Below are 15,208 nucleotides of genomic sequence, written 5' to 3' on the forward strand. Positions count from 1 at the left end.
TATTGATGTAGAACTGAGAGGTTTTCTCTCTTAGCCACTCCTTCCAGTGTAGCAGAATTCCCTATCCTAGCAAAGTTAACGAGTTTGATTTGTCATGGACTCGACACAAAACTCAGACAATACACAAAAAAGACCCGGGCTAGCTTCCGGGTCTCTACTATACTCTTTTATTTTACTATAGGACCAGCCTGTGAAATGTCACTTGCTTTAGGGAATTTTTTAGCAAAGTTAGCTTGGAACAGCTTTGCTAATTCATTTGCCTGCTGATCATAGGCAGCTTGATCTGCCCATGTATCACGAGGTTGCAACACTTCGCTTGGTACTCCTGGGCAGGTCGTTGGCACTTGTACACCAAAGACAGGATCAATAGAGTACTCTACTTTTTCCAATTCGCCGTGTAGAGCCGCCGTCACCATCGCACGCGTAAACGCCAATTTCATACGGCTTCCCACTCCGACAGCACCACCTGTCCAGCCTGTGTTAACTAGATAAACAAGAGCATTAGACTCATCAATTTTTTTACCTAGCATTTCAGCATAGACAACAGGACGTAACGGCAAGAAAGGAGAGCCAAAGCAAGTAGAGAATTCGCTTTGCGGTGTTGTTATACCACGTTCTGTACCGGCCATTTTACTCGTATAGCCAGATAAGAAATGGTACATCGCCTGCTCTTTGCTTAATTTAGAGATTGGAGGAATAACACCAAAAGAATCTGCTGTTAGGAAAAGGATGACATTAGGATGACCACCTACACCAGGAATGACTGCTCCTGGAATCGCTTCTACAGGATAAGCTGCACGCGTATTTTCTGTATAACGCTCATCATCATAATCCGCAGTGCCACTCTCCTGATCCACCACCACATTTTCTAGAACAGCGCCAAAGTTAATCGCATTCCAGATCTGTGGTTCTCCTTGTTCAGAAAGACGAATACATTTTGCGTAACATCCTCCTTCAATATTAAAAACACCTTGGTCAGACCATCCGTGCTCATCATCACCAATCAAGCGACGATCAGAATCGGCAGATAGGGTAGTTTTCCCTGTACCAGATAAACCAAAGAACAAAGCTACATCGCCATCACGGCCAATATTAGCAGAGCAATGCATAGATAATACATTACGCTCAGGTAATAACATATTCATTACACTAAAAATCGATTTCTTCATCTCGCCGGCATATTCCGTGCCACCTATTAATACTATTTTCTGCTCAAAGCTAATGATAATAAATGTATCAGAATGAGTTCCATGGACCTCTGGGTTTGCTTTAAAATTAGGAACATAGATAACAGTAAAATCAGCCTGGTGCCCTTCTAATTCTTCCACTGTTGGACGGATAAACAATTGATGAGCAAATAAATTATGCCAAGCAAATTCATTTACCACACGAATAGGCAAGCGATAGTTACTATCCGCTCCAGCAAACCCATCAAAAACATAAAGCTCTTTCTTTTCTAGGTAAGCCAAAACTTCGGCGTGTAATTGCTCAAATTGTTCGACTGGAAGGGGCTTGTTATTAGCCCAATCAATCTTGTCATGGACAGATGGTTCATCGACTATGAATTTATCTTTCGGAGAGCGCCCTGTGAATTTGCCAGTCAGCGCATTTAAAGCGCCTTTATCTGTCAGAACTCCTTCGCCACGTTTAATTGCTTCTTCAATCAACTTGGGTACAGCCAAATTATAATGAGCATTGGCACCAGCAAGAACTTCAGATAGACGCTTAACCGTTTTGGCTTCCATGTAAATGTATCTCCTTCCCCAACCATAAAAAATGTGGGCTATATCATGTTTTATTTTTAATTAGTATATCACATTAGATTCAATAAGCTACAAGATTTTGCGTTTTTTTTGAAAAAGATGTGAATAACTAGAGATATTCCGTTCAAAATTGGGTATGTGCCTAGTAAATGGGACCTCAGACTTGGAAATCCAAAAACAAATAGCCCCTTTTAAAAAAGCGGCAGATATAAAGTATATAGAATCTAAGAACATATTCACTATCGTAAACTAGGCTAGCTTTTGCTCATTTTCCAAAGACAATCGTAGCAATGAGTCTAGCTTTAACTGATCCCGTACGTGTCCCCTCATCTCAATATTCTCTTTAGCATATCGATAGGAAAGTTCATCTCCTGTCAAAAGCATATGCAAGCTTTGATCATCCCCTGTAACAACAACATCCACCTTTTGTCTCGCATTCCATCCTGTCGTGGTCACTTTTCCATTTACAAATACTAAGCAGCTATCCAGCTTGCCAGCTTCTAGCTTGAAGCCAACTGTGCAATCCCAATCTTTCATTAAACTATGTAAATATCCTTTTCGTTCCATGCGCTTTTGCACTTCTAACAATACCCTTTCTAATTGAGAAGCCATTCTCATTCCCCCGCTCTCATTCCGACCAATCTACCTGACTAGAATAATTCGCAGATTTGTGCGTCGAAACCTTTGGCGAGGATTTGGGGCCTTTGTCGTTCTCTGTCTACCGAAGCTTATTTTTATCGTCATATTTCTCCTCTCTTCTTCATGAAATAAATATCACGAAAAAAATCTATAAGATAATATGTTGATTATGCGGAAACTGATTTAACTTTTTATAAATATATAAAAAAATGATTGTAAATTTTCTAAAAATAATGCATAATAGGTAATAATTAGTAGACAGGTAATTTACCTGCTACTCACCCATTAGTACCCCCTTTTTCATTATAAACTCCTTTCTGTCTGCCTTTGCTGAGTTAAAGGCAGACCTTTTTTTGTTTGACTTCCCAACAAATTTACACAAAGAAAAAGACGCCCTCTCTTAGGCGTCATCCGTTTCATCTTCTTCATCCTTGTCCAAAAGAATCTCCAAGTGGTGACCGTCCGGAGTTTCAAAATAAAGATTATAACTTCCTGGGCGTTCAATCGGCCCCCGGTAGCAAATATTTTCCGCTTCCAACTTATCAACAAGATAGTCTAATTCATCACGTGTTGCCACTGCAAAGGCAATGTGATCCACGTGACCGGAATTTATGTTTAGCTCTTTGGTTGTTGGATGTAGACCAATTCGTGTATAAGGCCCAATGTGAAAATAAACTGGCTCATCTTCTCCCGATTGATCAAGAGAAATCGGTACTTCTAAAATCTCTTGAAAAAATTGAGCTACGCCCATCACATTGCGACAGCTAAGAGCAATATGATGAACACCTTGAAGTTGAAGCATCGAATACAATCCTCCTAAACGGCTGACCTCCATCAACTGTTCACTGGTTAGCCTATATTATAAGGCTTTTTTTGTCTTTCGCTCATTGGCGTGATGTTGTCGTAACCGATGGCTTAAATTTGTTAATCTGTTTGTTAAAGCTTCTCGCCATTCCAAATCGTTCATTTGTTTGGCTACACCTAGCAAATCAAGGGCGATGTCAATTTGTCGTTTAAGACTTTCATCGTAAGAACCCTGATCTGTCATTGAACAGTTCTCAAACAGCTCGGACAGCTTATCAATATCTACAAACTCGGCGAAATCTACTTCTGTTGCGTGATCTCCCTGAGCATATTCGACAAGAATTTCATACTCACCTTCAACGGTAGGATGAACTCTCGTACGATTACAAACCGGACAATACATGATCGGTACATTGTGCACCAAAATATCCTCGTGACGAAGCGTTCCAAAAGAGCCAATCATCCCTGCTCCACAGCAAAAACCCATAAGCTCTCCCTCCCATGTACATGTGGTCGAATTCTTATTTGTTTTTATCAGAACAGACACACAAGTACAAAATCGTTATTGTCCTTTGATTGTATCTTACCAGCTTCCGATATGCTAGGTTTAAAATGCTACCAGTTTCACCAATGATAATTCTATCAATCCCGTATTTGATTATAGCCGTTTCTGATGATTTTTCAATGAAATCCTGTTATTCTCCTTCACTGCTTTTCTCTACATGCATTGGCAAACGAACCTGAATCGTCGTACCAACGCCTACTTTGCTCGTTATGTGAAAAATACCTTGATGTAATTTTACAATCTCCAAACATAGAGATAATCCGATGCCACTGCCTGATTGTTTATGCTTGCCTTTGTAAAATTTGTCCGTAATTCTAGGAAGCTCTTCTTCCGAAATACCTGCTCCCTGGTCAATTACTTCAATTATAACCATCTGATCTTCCTGATAGCTACGCATTGTTATCGTAGTGTGCTCCTCACTAAACTTCATGGAATTGTGCAATAGATTAATCACCACTTGTTTTAATCTATTCTCATCTCCGCACACCAACAATTGTTCATCTGGAGTTTCAGTCACCAATTGAATCTCTTTTTGGAAGGCGCGCGCTGAAAATTGTTGCTGGACATCCATAAGAAGCTGGTTCACTTCTAGCTCTGTCTTATGAATCTCCATTCCACCTGCCTGTAACCGCGAAAAGTCTAGCAATTGTTCCACCAATCCCGTTAGACGATCTGATTCCTTAACAATGATCTGCATTGCCATACGTGTCTCTTCCTTGTCTTCCATATCACCCGTCAACACCACCTCAGACCATCCTTTAATAGAGGTTAAGGGGGTTCGCAGTTCATGGGAGACGGACGAAATAAAGTCATTCTTGATTTCCTCTGCTTTTTCTAATTCACTAGCCATATAGTTAAAGGTTTCAGCCAACGTTCCAATCTCGTCGTCTCCACCCTGCCTAGCTCGCTGACTAAAGTCACCTTTTGCCATTGACTTCGCCGCACCCGTAAGCTCAACGATGGGAGTAATGATCCGCTTAGATACAATCAAATTTAAAATAAGAGATAATAGGACAAGACCAGCTCCAACGCCCCAGACGAGCAAGGTAATCTGATTGACTACCTTATCAACTGCTTCTACAGAGGTCACATAGCGCAATACTCCAGCCGTAGAATCATAATAGGTGAGCGGTTTAGACACAGCGAGGATATGTTCACCTATATCCTCACTTTTGCCCGTCCAAATCCCTGTATTACCTTTTAATGCATCCTGCACATCTTGAGTAAGAATACTTTTCCGTTTGGTAAAACCGTTAAAATCTAAAATCACATTACCTTCTAAATCAATAATTTCAACATGCGCCAAATCATCTTGTGACGTATGCTCGAAAATATATTTCGCCTTATTTTGCAGATTATAATATTGAATGTATTTGTTATAAAAGGCAGTAGACACATTAATGCGGCTAAGCAGAGCTTGTTCTGCTCCACCGTAATAAAAACTACGTACCCCTAAAACAAATGAACTCCCAAGCACTAGAATTACCATTAACACTACAAAGGTAAAATTCATGACTAGACGTTTTCTAATCCCATACATGTTCTATGTTCCTTCTTTCCACTGATAACCAAATCCCCAAATTGTCTCCAGGAATTTTGGTTTTGATGGATCATCCTCAATTTTTTGCCGAATACGTCTAATGTTAACGTCCACTACTTTCAGATCCCCGATATAATTTTTGCCCCAGACTTCATTTAAGATGTCATCTCGACTAACCGCACGATCCTTTTTCTCCATTAATAAATGAATAATGGCAAATTCCTTAGGCGTACAATCTATTTCCTGTTCGTTTTTTACTATTTTTCTATCCGTTAATCGCAGGGTAAACGGACCTAATGTAATCAATTCACCTGGTTTGATCGAGGAAGGTATCGTTTCCACCCGTCTTTTAAGTGAATTCATTCGAGCAATCAGTTCTGTTGCACTGAATGGTTTTGTGATGTAATCATCTGCTCCTATATTTAATCCTTCAATTTTGTTTACTTCTTGGGCTTTAGCAGTCAACATGATAATCCCCAAATGTGGATACATCTTCCGCAGTTCTTGACACACCTCTAGTCCACTGATTCCTGGAAGCATCACGTCTAACACAGCGATGGCGATGTCTGGCTCCTTCTTAGCAATTTCCAATGCCTTTTCGCCTGTGTCCGCCTCTAACACTTCAAAGCCGTTTCGTTTAAATTGAATCCGCACAAATCCTCGGATAGATTCTTCGTCTTCAAGCAATAATACCTTCATCTGTCTTTGCTCCCTCCTGCTATGTATCTAGATGCTATGTTGATCTAGCTATATTTTGCGAAATGCCTCTTGTAGTTGTTGCAGATTAAAGAGCATTTTTCGATAAATCGGCTGTTCATCTGCTGGAATTCTGCTCATATCGGTTGGGTATAGCACGATAAAGACGTGCTCACCGTTTTCATCAATAACGCTATAATCTTTTCTTTGTAGCTGTAATTCCTTCTCTTTGTTAGTCCATTCCGATTTTTTAATCGGATCAATGGTAAATAGCTCAGCTGAAGGCTTTCCTTGGGAATCTACGTATAAAAATGAGATCGTGCCTGCTTCTTTCGTTGAAGCTAGCCTTACCGTGTAATGACCGGCCCAGTAATTTGGTATATTTACTTGAAATCCATTGCTAATGTCGTCATAGGATTCTTTTACTTTAATCACACTTTTTTGACCGTCCCATTGATACCACTCTGTAAGCCAAGGGGTATCGACCATAGACAAATCTTCTGAGCCTACTGGCTGTACCAGCGTCGAGATTTCAATAATGCCATCGTTATTAATGTCCTTGCTGTAGGAAGAATAGGGCTTAAACATCACATTATCATGATTGGTCAGCTCGACCTGCGTCAGCTTGCCCTGCTTATTCACTAAAAGCGCTGTTTGTCCTGAATGAGCTCCGACACCAGAATCTAGGAATATCCCATTTTGTTCCTTTGTTGCTTTACCTAATGAAACATTTTCATAGCCATTGATGGACCAATCTAGTTCCAGCTGTTGAACCATTTTCATTTTTGAAATAGCTTTGTCATATTGGTACACTTCCGCAGGAGCTTTCATTTTGTCTCGATCTAGCTTAAAAACATAGGCATTGGATATCCCGCTCTTGTCTAAGTCCCCTACAATGGCTTCCTTACAAGATGTTTTTAGAATTTGGATCATTTGTCCATCCTTCCACTTGTATCCACCAAACTCTTTATCTACATCTTCACTTGCCATCCAGCTAACGAAAATCTCTTTTTCCTTATCTCCTGTCACATCCTCAAATGCAACATAATCAACATCTTGCCCTGTTTCCTCAATCTGCCCAATCTTATTCCAGTTACTTCCTGTTTTTTGCATAACAATAAATCCTAAACTGTACTCTCCTAATTTATAAAAAGCCACGACTTCATTGCTTCCATCCCCATTTATGTCTTTTTCCATAATGGCTCCGTTTTCACCAGGGTTATTACGGGGAATCATAAGTGAGCTACCCTGCGGCAAATTAGCTAGTACGGCCTTTTTCACTTCTTCTTGATTTTTATTTAAAGTTGGAGCCTTTAATAATTCATTAGGGGAAGCAACAGGTGTACAGCCTGCCAACAGTCCTATCAACAATAAACCAGCACTCCAATGTCCTATCTTCATAATCATATGTAAGAAACCTCCTGCTAAACTGCATACCTTTCTTTCATTATAAAAGAGTATCACTCTCTAATGTTTGCAAAAAGGTTACGAAAGCAAAAAAAGATCGGTTTCTTATAACCGATCTTTCTGTTTATAACGTTATTGAAACGTTACTGATTATTCTTTTACCATTGCTTCGTATTTATCCGCATCCATAAGTTTATCCAACTCGCTTGAATCAGACAACTCAACTACAACCATCCATGCTTTGTCATAGGAAGATGTATTAACCAATTCAGGCTCATCTTCTAATGCACCGTTAATTTCCAATACTTTACCAGTAACTGGAGCATATAGCTCAGATACGGTTTTAACAGATTCTACACTACCGAATGGCTCATCACGTTGAATTGTAGAACCTACTTCTGGCAATTCAACAAATACGATGTCACCTAGTTCGGATTGAGCGAAAGAAGTGATACCGATGTAAGCCTTGTTGCCTTCTACACGTACCCATTCATGCTCTTCGCTGTAACGTAACTCTTTTGGAAAATCCATCTAACTTCCTCCTTTTTTCGTAGAACACTCGGATGTTTATTCCAAGACTGGTGACGGCAGAGCCGCCATTGCTCCTATAGTGTGAAGTTTGTCCAAAAACAAGAACTTTCCTTATCTATATGAGCAACGGGATCTTCTCAGAGTTTCCCCTCTACATAATTGGACATAAGAGGAGCCTAATCCTCTTCAATACCCAAAATTCGATGTAAACGTTTTTTGACCATATTTAAACCCTTTTCACCTGCTTGGAAATGGCGAAGTGCCAATGTCTCGTCAAACAGGTAGTAAGCAGGAACATATTCATTTTGGAACGCATCTGTTGTTGCCATCTCGTTATCAATCGCAACTGGATGAGTAAGGTCGTATTGAGCAATTGTTTCTTTGATTTTAGCGATATCTGTATCAGATTCGGAACGCGGCATATGAATACCAATTACTTTCAAGCCCTGATCTGCATACTTTTCACGCCACTCGTTAATTTGTGGTAGAGACTCTTTGCACATGTAACAACTAACGGACCAGAAATGTACAAGAATAGCTCTTTCGCCTTGCAAATCTGCCTTAGAAACTTGACCGTTTACCCATTCTGTGATGCCTGGAAAATCTGGAAGTTCCTCACGTAAACGCATGGTTCATGCCTCCTTTAATATAGAAAAGGGCCTAACACTGTAAAGTTAGACCCTTTGTTTGTGTAAGCGTTACTCGATCTAAAACAGGAATTATCCTTTTAGATGAGCTTGGCCTGGACGCCAGTTAGCTGCGCAAAGTCCGCCGGATTGTAGAGCTTGAAGAACACGTAGAGTTTCATCGTTAGAACGTCCAACGTTCATATCAGTTACTACTTGATATTTAACTACGCCTTCTGGATCGATGATAAATAGACCACGGTAAGCTGCACCGGATTCTTCATCCAACACACCGAAAGAACGAGCTACAGTTTTGTTGAAGTCAGCAGCAAGTGGATAGTTCAAACCACCTAGACCATTTTGGTCGCGTGGAGTGTTGATCCAAGCTTTGTGAGAATGAACGGAGTCAACAGATACCCCTAGTACTTCTGCATCCAAATCTTTGAAATCTTCGTATGCATCACTCAAAGCGATAATTTCAGTTGGGCATACAAAAGTGAAATCTAGTGGATAGAAGAACATTACCAACCATTTACCTTTATAATCTGAAAGGGAAACACGACCGAATTCTTTTCCGTCACCAGATACTGTTTCCATTGAAAAATCAGGAGCTTGAAGACCAATAATACGTTGTGCCATATATATTACCTCCTAAGGGAATAGTGAATGTTAGCTACAAGATTTATGATATCAAAAATAATAGATTATAGTCAATATTAATTTGTAATAATTTTTATTAAACAGTGGTTTTTGTTTGAAAATGATCCTCAATCTCTATGTATTTCACCTAATCGCATGAAAATCCTTCTAAATCCTCTTACATTTTCTGTAACAAAAAGTGCCTTTATTTCCCCCACATTTCTTGCAATGTTTCTTCTTTAAAACCAAGTGTGGTCTTCGTACCATTTGTTATGAGTGGACGCTTAATTAGTTTGCCATTGGAAGCTAGCAACTCTAACATCTCGTCTTCTGACATCGTTGGCAGCTTTTCTTTCAAGTTCAATTCGCGGTAGAATTGTCCGCTCGTATTAAACAATTTACGAATGTCAATCCCACTATTTTGCCAGACCTGACGTAACTCCTCCTTCGATGGTGGAGAATCTACAATGGGGATTTCTTCATATGCAACCTCATTCGCATCCAACCATTGTTTGGCTTTGCGACATGTGCTACATTTCGCGTAACTATACAAACGAATATTTGTGCTTGATTGAGTCGATGGTGTGTCTGTCAAAAATCTTCACCCCTTCTATTACATCATGGAATCATACTTTTAAGGCTCCTACATCCTCTAAATCTATAGCCCTCATGCTTTTTCCCTAGTCAACTTCTCTAATCTCTCTCTATGTGACCTAACCTCAATTTCGTTGTCAATAACATATTTTCCTTCTTTAATTTTTGTAAATTCTTCGAGTAAATCCTCATAAATAGTTTTTTCAAGTTTCTCAGCATTTATTCCATTTTGAGTACACTTTCTATCTCCATAGTTTTGAGTAGATGAGCAAGGATATTGACACAAATCCATATTCAAGAATCATGGGCATTCTTATTAGTAATTAGTCCTCTATTTAAGGGGAGGCTACACTGTGTTGAAATCTTACAACTAACACACAGGGCTTATTTAACACAATAAAAACGCCCGAATTTAGATAATTCGGACGTTCGGTTTACTTTCTATTAATCTAGAAATGTTTATTCAGATAAGGAAATATAGGTAATTTAGAAGCTCTTCTTAAAACCTGCATTACCTTTTCCTTACTTGTTGTTCTTCCTTCAATGTGAAGAAGTGGAATCATTTTGGTAAATAAGCCTTCTAAATCAGGAATGGAAGCACCAGCCTCTACAGCGGATTTTACATGACCATGATGCTCTCTTAGTACATCTAAAATCTGTTTTGTCTGGTTCTCATTAAATCCTTCTGAAATAACATAATCCCACAAAACAAATGTTTCTGGGTCTACTGCAAACTCCCTCATCAAATTCAGATAAAATTCTAACCTTTCTAACCTTTGTTCCAAAGTCTCTTTAGTCATTTGCTTTACCCTCTTTATGAGTTTTTATAACAAAACCTCAACTACAACCCACGCAATAGATCGGGCTACAGAAAGTGGAGCACCTGCGTCATAAATTGCCCCAGCTATCACATCACGAACATTATTTTCAAAAACTTCCTCCCATTCAAGAAGGTCTTTTAAGTTCTTTTTAATATAACTGATAGAATCCTCAAAGTAACCTGCTAACTTATCTCCTTTCGGTAGTTCACGTAGTGCGCTTGTAACTTTTTCAATATTTCTTTTATTTGAAATAGTATCAAGTAACTGTTCAAGTGTTTTTCTAGCAACTTTTGTTTTCCATTGAGGATTTACTCTTGCTTCTGTACTGTTTTCAGAAATAGAAGTTTGAATCGAAGTTGCAGAATTTACATTACTATTTTGAGCAAAAGCTAAGGAAGGTACTACCAAAGAAACGGCTAAAGCAGACATTACCAAAACAGGAGCTCTAGGGACATTTTATAACTCTTAAAATGATCTTAGCATCATCCTTTAGATCAACACGTCGCTTAGACCATTGGTGTCTTAATTCTTGTCTTCGTAATATTCTAACTGGCTCTTTCAATTTCAATTTCTTGATAAGAGTCACCCCCATGTAGAACCTAGTCGTCTAATTCATCTCGTTCATTAGCGATACGAACGGAGAGTGTACCAGACATTTTTGCTTGACCTGATGTTAGTCCCACGGTATAATCACCGATCCCCCAAGGCTTTTCACTATATCCGACCCAACTTTTTCCAGGGTTTACTTTTCCACTCATTTTCTGTTTGCCGTTTTCATCGGAGACTGAGATATTAATTGTCTTAGAGCCTGTGTTGTGTACATATACCTTGACCCATCCATACCCCCTATTGACACTAAACTCTTCTGCCATTTCGGTATTAGCTAGGTCTTTGCTAAGTATTTTTTTAGTTTTCATAGGTTGAATGAGTCCTTGAGGAGTAACATTAGATTTATTCGTGACTATTCGATTTTCCTCAGCTTGCTTTACACTATTAGCTTCAGCAAATGTAGGCATAACACTGACACCAGAAAGTACGCAAGCCAAAGCTAAAGCACCAATCGTCATTTTTCTCTTCATAATCATTTGCTCCTTTTTAAGTTTCAAAATATTTACATGATATCCTTTTTCAGTATAAACCTTTTGGGAATTTTTTCATCTCGTAATATTTCTTAGCTTCTTCCTTCAGTTCAAGTCTCTGCGTAGACCAGTGATATTTTAATTCTTGTCTTCGTAATATTCTAGCTGGTTCTTTCAATTTCAATTTCTTGATAGGAGTCACCCCCATATCAACCTTTTTTGGGGAAATTATGTTGTGCTTTTTTATTTAGTCTCCAGAACCCAAAGCCGTAAAAAAATAATAACAGAAGCAAACTAACTAACCAGTATCTTGTGTCAATTGCATAGATTAAACCAGACAGTAGACCGCCATTTATTGGCTTGAATATCCATTTGTTTTTGAAGATATCGTATAAAGTAGTGATAAGCATTAAACCAAATGCGATATAAATATAATTATTTGCCATGACGATCGCCTCTCTTTTATCTAGATTTCATCATAAAACCGCCACTGTATACTCTAAAAATAACACCATTTCCTTTATTTTTGTTAGAAACTAGAAAAGCCGCAGGTCAGTCCAAAGTGACTGTTCAGACAGCAACAACTGGTAAGTAATCGAACGGTCAGCTCCTATTATCTACGGATGTAGATTGCAAGTGGACAGGAGCCACAGAATAAGAAATTTTGTTTGTAAATAAAAGTGTAACTTAAATCCAAATAAATAGATAAACGTCAGAGTACAAGAGCTCTGACGTTTATCTATTTAAAAGTTATTATCGGGAAACAATCTGTAAATCGTATTTTAATTTCCTACGATTTTTTCTTTAATTCTTTGAACCCACGATAGACGTTTACTGAAGCTGATATCCCCAATAAGATTAGTAGCATTGGGTTTACTTCGGAATTTAAATACAGGTAACCTAATAGACTAAACAGGACGACAGCTGTAAAAAAAGATCCCAAAGATTCCATTGTATACTCTCCTCCAGCTATCTTTAAAAGTAGATACTATCTACCATAGATCGAGATAACTACTGGTAGCCAAGCTATATCGACATTTACACCTTTACCCTCATTTTTGCTAGTAAGTTTTCTTGCAAATTTTGAGTTTCCCCATGACATAATTGCTGAAGCAACAGATAGACTTTTCCCACCTGGAACCAGCCCAATGATTACTGACGCTAATGACCAATCGGTTGAATATTCCTCACACAAAGATGCAAGTTCTTTTGTTTCTCTATTATTGTATTGCAGTGATATTCCCCACCAAAACTCGTCGTGACTAAATTGAGGATGTACTAGGTCTGTTTTTACTAATTTGTTATTTTGTATTTGATATTCTCCGCTGTTTAAAGCGTCATTGATTGTCTTAACACCACGCTCGAAAATACTATACGCTTTCTCGCCAATCAGTTCCTTAGCTTTAGGATCGAGATGTAGTAAATTATCTTTACCTAAGGTTACATATTGACCCATGTCAACTTTTAAACCTGCTAACAAGGAGAGTCCTTCTTTGTCCATCTCCACTTGAATATATTGTTGTTTTTGTTCGATCGACTGATTAGAGTCAATGTTAGTTGAAGCTACTGCTGGAATAATACCACCCATTGATAGCATGGCTACAGATAATACTCCAGCTAATATTTCCTTTTTCATAAATAACACTCCTTTTATAATATACCAAATTAATTAAAAATTACAAATATTTACTTTATCATCTTGCAAAGTTCAGCGTTTGTAATGGGAAATCCTAGTTGTCTTCAAAGAATAGCTGAAACACGGCTTTATAATTATTCCCCCTACTGGGCTTTGTAAAGTTTCCCGTACAACTATTCATGACAGCATCTCTTATTTGTCTAACTTCTGTGAGTCAAGTTCCTGTGAATTTTTGTAAATCGAAACCATTCTGTGATAAGATAGGTGTGTATTAATGTATCACCATTGGACGTTCCTCACGTATCGGGTGAGGGCGTCCATCTAAACTTTCATTGTTCACCACCTCCTCCAAAATTTTTTCAAAATCACTTTCTTGTTGAGCTGTAGCGTGGCATCTATGTTCTTCGAAAAGTGCCAAACATCGTATGAAATTTTTACTACTATTCGTGATAGTAGTAAAAGTCATACATCGCAAAATTTCTTTCACACCATTTTTAGGTTGTTTATTTTGAAAATGATAAATAGCTAATTGATACCTAAACCAAAGATGGTGTTCTACACTACTCGAATCATGATAATCGTGAAAAGAGCCTATTTCTTCTGAGAACTTATCTAGTATGGCGTCTACAGTAAATCCATGTTTATTAGCTGATTCTACAATTGTCACTAAACCAGACAATATCTCTTCTGGATGATCTTCAAGAAATGTAATGTAGTCAGCAAGGACACTTGTATCTCCCATAAGTACATCTAACCTATACATGTTTTCTTTAGCCAGCAGTTTAAATTTTTCCACTTCTATTCGTCCCACCTCGTCAAGTAGTTCAAACCAACTAAGGTCAACATAGCTAGACACAAATTCTTTTGCTTCTTCGAATAATCCCTGTTTTTCCAAAGAGACTGCCTTTAGAAGATGTCCTTGTCCATAGTAAACAACTAAAAGACTCTCTGGATTAAACAGTTTGATCTCTATATTTTTGCCTCTCTTTTTCTTGGACAACTCATCTCTGTGAACCAAGATAGCAAGCTCTTTTAATTCATCTGCGTATTTCTCTACCTCTTTCCACTTATGCAATGTCCGACAATAGCAAGCGAGTCGTAAAAGAGCCTCCAATTGGTGTTCCTCAGACAATCTTTTCCGAAAAGGTTCGAAATGAACAGCAGCCTTCCAAACTGCCTCAGTATTTGCTTTTTCAGAGATTTGGAACAAACGATAGTGACTCATAAGAAATCGTTCTGAGTGGCTATTTTCCTCGTTATCAACCACCAACTGGTAAAAATAAATGGACTCCTTCTGTTTTCCCTTATAAAATAGCTGTTTAGCTACATCAAATAAAACTTCGATGTATTTAAGGTCTTCCAATAATCGTGGGATTATCAACTGAATACAGTCATGTCTACCTATTTCTGCACAATTGACAAGATAGGCTCTAACTCTCCTTTTAGCCACCTTTCCCTTTGGAAAGCACTCTTCTACATATAAATCGTACAGCCATCCAGCAGGCTCTCCAAAAGCTTGTCCAATAGCATTTAATTGATCGACCGTTAATGCTCTGGTAGGATTCCCCTTCAAGAATCCGCTCAAGTGTCCAATATTGATACACGACATTTCACTGAGTTTAAGAAGTGTGTAGCCATGTGACTTCAAGCGCTTTATAATTTCCGACCTTATGGATCGTACTGCATTATGTTTTGGAGCAATCATGTAAACACTCCTGTTTAACGTATTGTTCAAAGTGCTATTTCGAATATTTTTTCTACTCTGTCCCTTTTTATTGATGTTTCGTCAGTGTTAATGGCTCCTTGATGCGTTTCCTTTTCATCTTCTTGAAACACTACTATAAAATCAATCAAAGGGTTTGAAGCCC

Annotated in this window: 18 protein-coding genes; all 18 read right to left on the reverse strand. The window is 38.5% G+C overall.

Going from position 1 to position 15,208, the window contains the following annotated elements; translation table 11 throughout:
* Positions 1–167: 167 nt before the first annotated feature.
* The gene (pckA, locus tag EEL30_02500) at positions 168–1,745 is read right to left on the reverse strand and encodes a phosphoenolpyruvate carboxykinase (ATP) (protein QDX91344.1); all 1,578 of its coding nucleotides are present in this window, start codon (positions 1,743–1,745) and stop codon (positions 168–170) included.
* Positions 1,746–2,012: 267 nt separating this feature from the next.
* Complete coding sequence (locus EEL30_02505) at positions 2,013–2,375, reverse strand: hypothetical protein (protein QDX91345.1); 363 nt, start codon at positions 2,373–2,375, stop codon at positions 2,013–2,015.
* 427 nt (positions 2,376–2,802) lie between these two features.
* On the reverse strand, positions 2,803–3,204 hold the full coding sequence (locus tag EEL30_02510; GenBank protein ID QDX91346.1) for a VOC family protein: 402 nt from the start codon (positions 3,202–3,204) through the stop codon (positions 2,803–2,805).
* A gap of 57 nt (positions 3,205–3,261) precedes the next feature.
* Positions 3,262–3,693 (reverse strand): hypothetical protein, encoded by a 432-nt coding sequence (locus EEL30_02515; protein QDX91347.1) that lies wholly within the window; start codon positions 3,691–3,693, stop codon positions 3,262–3,264.
* Positions 3,694–3,901: 208 nt separating this feature from the next.
* Positions 3,902–5,311, reverse strand: coding sequence for a sensor histidine kinase (locus EEL30_02520; GenBank protein QDX91348.1), 1,410 nt, complete (start codon positions 5,309–5,311; stop codon positions 3,902–3,904).
* A gap of 3 nt (positions 5,312–5,314) precedes the next feature.
* On the reverse strand, positions 5,315–6,010 hold the full coding sequence (locus EEL30_02525) for a DNA-binding response regulator (protein QDX91349.1): 696 nt from the start codon (positions 6,008–6,010) through the stop codon (positions 5,315–5,317).
* A 48-nt stretch (positions 6,011–6,058) separates the two neighbouring features.
* Positions 6,059–7,414, reverse strand: coding sequence for a hypothetical protein (locus tag EEL30_02530; protein QDX91350.1), 1,356 nt, complete (start codon positions 7,412–7,414; stop codon positions 6,059–6,061).
* A 150-nt stretch (positions 7,415–7,564) separates the two neighbouring features.
* Complete coding sequence (gene gcvH, locus EEL30_02535) at positions 7,565–7,945, reverse strand: glycine cleavage system protein GcvH (protein QDX91351.1); 381 nt, start codon at positions 7,943–7,945, stop codon at positions 7,565–7,567.
* A 176-nt stretch (positions 7,946–8,121) separates the two neighbouring features.
* Positions 8,122–8,574, reverse strand: coding sequence for a TlpA family protein disulfide reductase (locus EEL30_02540; protein ID QDX91352.1), 453 nt, complete (start codon positions 8,572–8,574; stop codon positions 8,122–8,124).
* Between the two features lie 90 nt (positions 8,575–8,664).
* Positions 8,665–9,210, reverse strand: coding sequence for a peroxiredoxin (locus tag EEL30_02545; protein ID QDX91353.1), 546 nt, complete (start codon positions 9,208–9,210; stop codon positions 8,665–8,667).
* Positions 9,211–9,415: 205 nt separating this feature from the next.
* Positions 9,416–9,805: an arsenate reductase family protein gene (locus EEL30_02550; GenBank protein ID QDX91354.1), complete on the reverse strand. Its 390-nt coding sequence runs from the start codon at positions 9,803–9,805 to the stop codon at positions 9,416–9,418.
* A 72-nt stretch (positions 9,806–9,877) separates the two neighbouring features.
* Positions 9,878–10,096, reverse strand: coding sequence for a hypothetical protein (locus tag EEL30_02555; protein ID QDX95649.1), 219 nt, complete (start codon positions 10,094–10,096; stop codon positions 9,878–9,880).
* A 157-nt stretch (positions 10,097–10,253) separates the two neighbouring features.
* Entirely contained in the window at positions 10,254–10,604 is a 351-nt protein-coding gene (locus EEL30_02560) for a DUF1878 domain-containing protein (protein QDX91355.1), read from the reverse strand.
* Between the two features lie 24 nt (positions 10,605–10,628).
* On the reverse strand, positions 10,629–11,054 hold the full coding sequence (locus tag EEL30_02565) for a hypothetical protein (GenBank protein ID QDX91356.1): 426 nt from the start codon (positions 11,052–11,054) through the stop codon (positions 10,629–10,631).
* A gap of 170 nt (positions 11,055–11,224) precedes the next feature.
* A complete protein-coding gene (locus EEL30_02570) occupies positions 11,225–11,704 on the reverse strand; it encodes a hypothetical protein (protein QDX91357.1) in 480 nt (159 codons plus the stop codon).
* A 209-nt stretch (positions 11,705–11,913) separates the two neighbouring features.
* Entirely contained in the window at positions 11,914–12,150 is a 237-nt protein-coding gene (locus tag EEL30_02575) for a hypothetical protein (GenBank protein ID QDX91358.1), read from the reverse strand.
* A gap of 542 nt (positions 12,151–12,692) precedes the next feature.
* Positions 12,693–13,340, reverse strand: coding sequence for a hypothetical protein (locus EEL30_02580; protein QDX91359.1), 648 nt, complete (start codon positions 13,338–13,340; stop codon positions 12,693–12,695).
* Between the two features lie 271 nt (positions 13,341–13,611).
* Positions 13,612–15,045: a DNA-binding protein gene (locus EEL30_02585; GenBank protein ID QDX91360.1), complete on the reverse strand. Its 1,434-nt coding sequence runs from the start codon at positions 15,043–15,045 to the stop codon at positions 13,612–13,614.
* Positions 15,046–15,208 lie beyond the last annotated feature (163 nt).

This window comes from Brevibacillus laterosporus, from assembly GCA_007833815.1.
GTDB classification, from domain to species: Bacteria; Bacillota; Bacilli; order Brevibacillales; family Brevibacillaceae; genus Brevibacillus_B; species Brevibacillus_B laterosporus_D.

What these genes read in the sequence shown, in the direction of transcription:
- pckA (QDX91344.1), bottom strand. Translation starts at nt 1,745, where the DNA reads ATGGAAGCCAAAACGGTTAAGCGTCTATCTGAAGTTCTTGCTGGTGCC.
- EEL30_02505 (QDX91345.1), bottom strand. Translation starts at nt 2,375, where the DNA reads ATGGCTTCTCAATTAGAAAGGGTATTGTTAGAAGTGCAAAAGCGCATG.
- EEL30_02510 (QDX91346.1), bottom strand. Translation starts at nt 3,204, where the DNA reads ATGCTTCAACTTCAAGGTGTTCATCATATTGCTCTTAGCTGTCGCAAT.
- EEL30_02515 (QDX91347.1), bottom strand. Translation starts at nt 3,693, where the DNA reads ATGGGTTTTTGCTGTGGAGCAGGGATGATTGGCTCTTTTGGAACGCTT.
- EEL30_02520 (QDX91348.1), bottom strand. Translation starts at nt 5,311, where the DNA reads ATGTATGGGATTAGAAAACGTCTAGTCATGAATTTTACCTTTGTAGTG.
- EEL30_02525 (QDX91349.1), bottom strand. Translation starts at nt 6,010, where the DNA reads ATGAAGGTATTATTGCTTGAAGACGAAGAATCTATCCGAGGATTTGTG.
- EEL30_02530 (QDX91350.1), bottom strand. Translation starts at nt 7,414, where the DNA reads ATGATTATGAAGATAGGACATTGGAGTGCTGGTTTATTGTTGATAGGA.
- gcvH (QDX91351.1), bottom strand. Translation starts at nt 7,945, where the DNA reads ATGGATTTTCCAAAAGAGTTACGTTACAGCGAAGAGCATGAATGGGTA.
- EEL30_02540 (QDX91352.1), bottom strand. Translation starts at nt 8,574, where the DNA reads ATGCGTTTACGTGAGGAACTTCCAGATTTTCCAGGCATCACAGAATGG.
- EEL30_02545 (QDX91353.1), bottom strand. Translation starts at nt 9,210, where the DNA reads ATGGCACAACGTATTATTGGTCTTCAAGCTCCTGATTTTTCAATGGAA.
- EEL30_02555 (QDX95649.1), bottom strand. Translation starts at nt 10,096, where the DNA reads ATGGATTTGTGTCAATATCCTTGCTCATCTACTCAAAACTATGGAGAT.
- EEL30_02560 (QDX91355.1), bottom strand. Translation starts at nt 10,604, where the DNA reads ATGACTAAAGAGACTTTGGAACAAAGGTTAGAAAGGTTAGAATTTTAT.
- EEL30_02565 (QDX91356.1), bottom strand. Translation starts at nt 11,054, where the DNA reads ATGTCTGCTTTAGCCGTTTCTTTGGTAGTACCTTCCTTAGCTTTTGCT.
- EEL30_02570 (QDX91357.1), bottom strand. Translation starts at nt 11,704, where the DNA reads ATGAAGAGAAAAATGACGATTGGTGCTTTAGCTTTGGCTTGCGTACTT.
- EEL30_02575 (QDX91358.1), bottom strand. Translation starts at nt 12,150, where the DNA reads ATGGCAAATAATTATATTTATATCGCATTTGGTTTAATGCTTATCACT.
- EEL30_02580 (QDX91359.1), bottom strand. Translation starts at nt 13,340, where the DNA reads ATGAAAAAGGAAATATTAGCTGGAGTATTATCTGTAGCCATGCTATCA.
- EEL30_02585 (QDX91360.1), bottom strand. Translation starts at nt 15,045, where the DNA reads ATGATTGCTCCAAAACATAATGCAGTACGATCCATAAGGTCGGAAATT.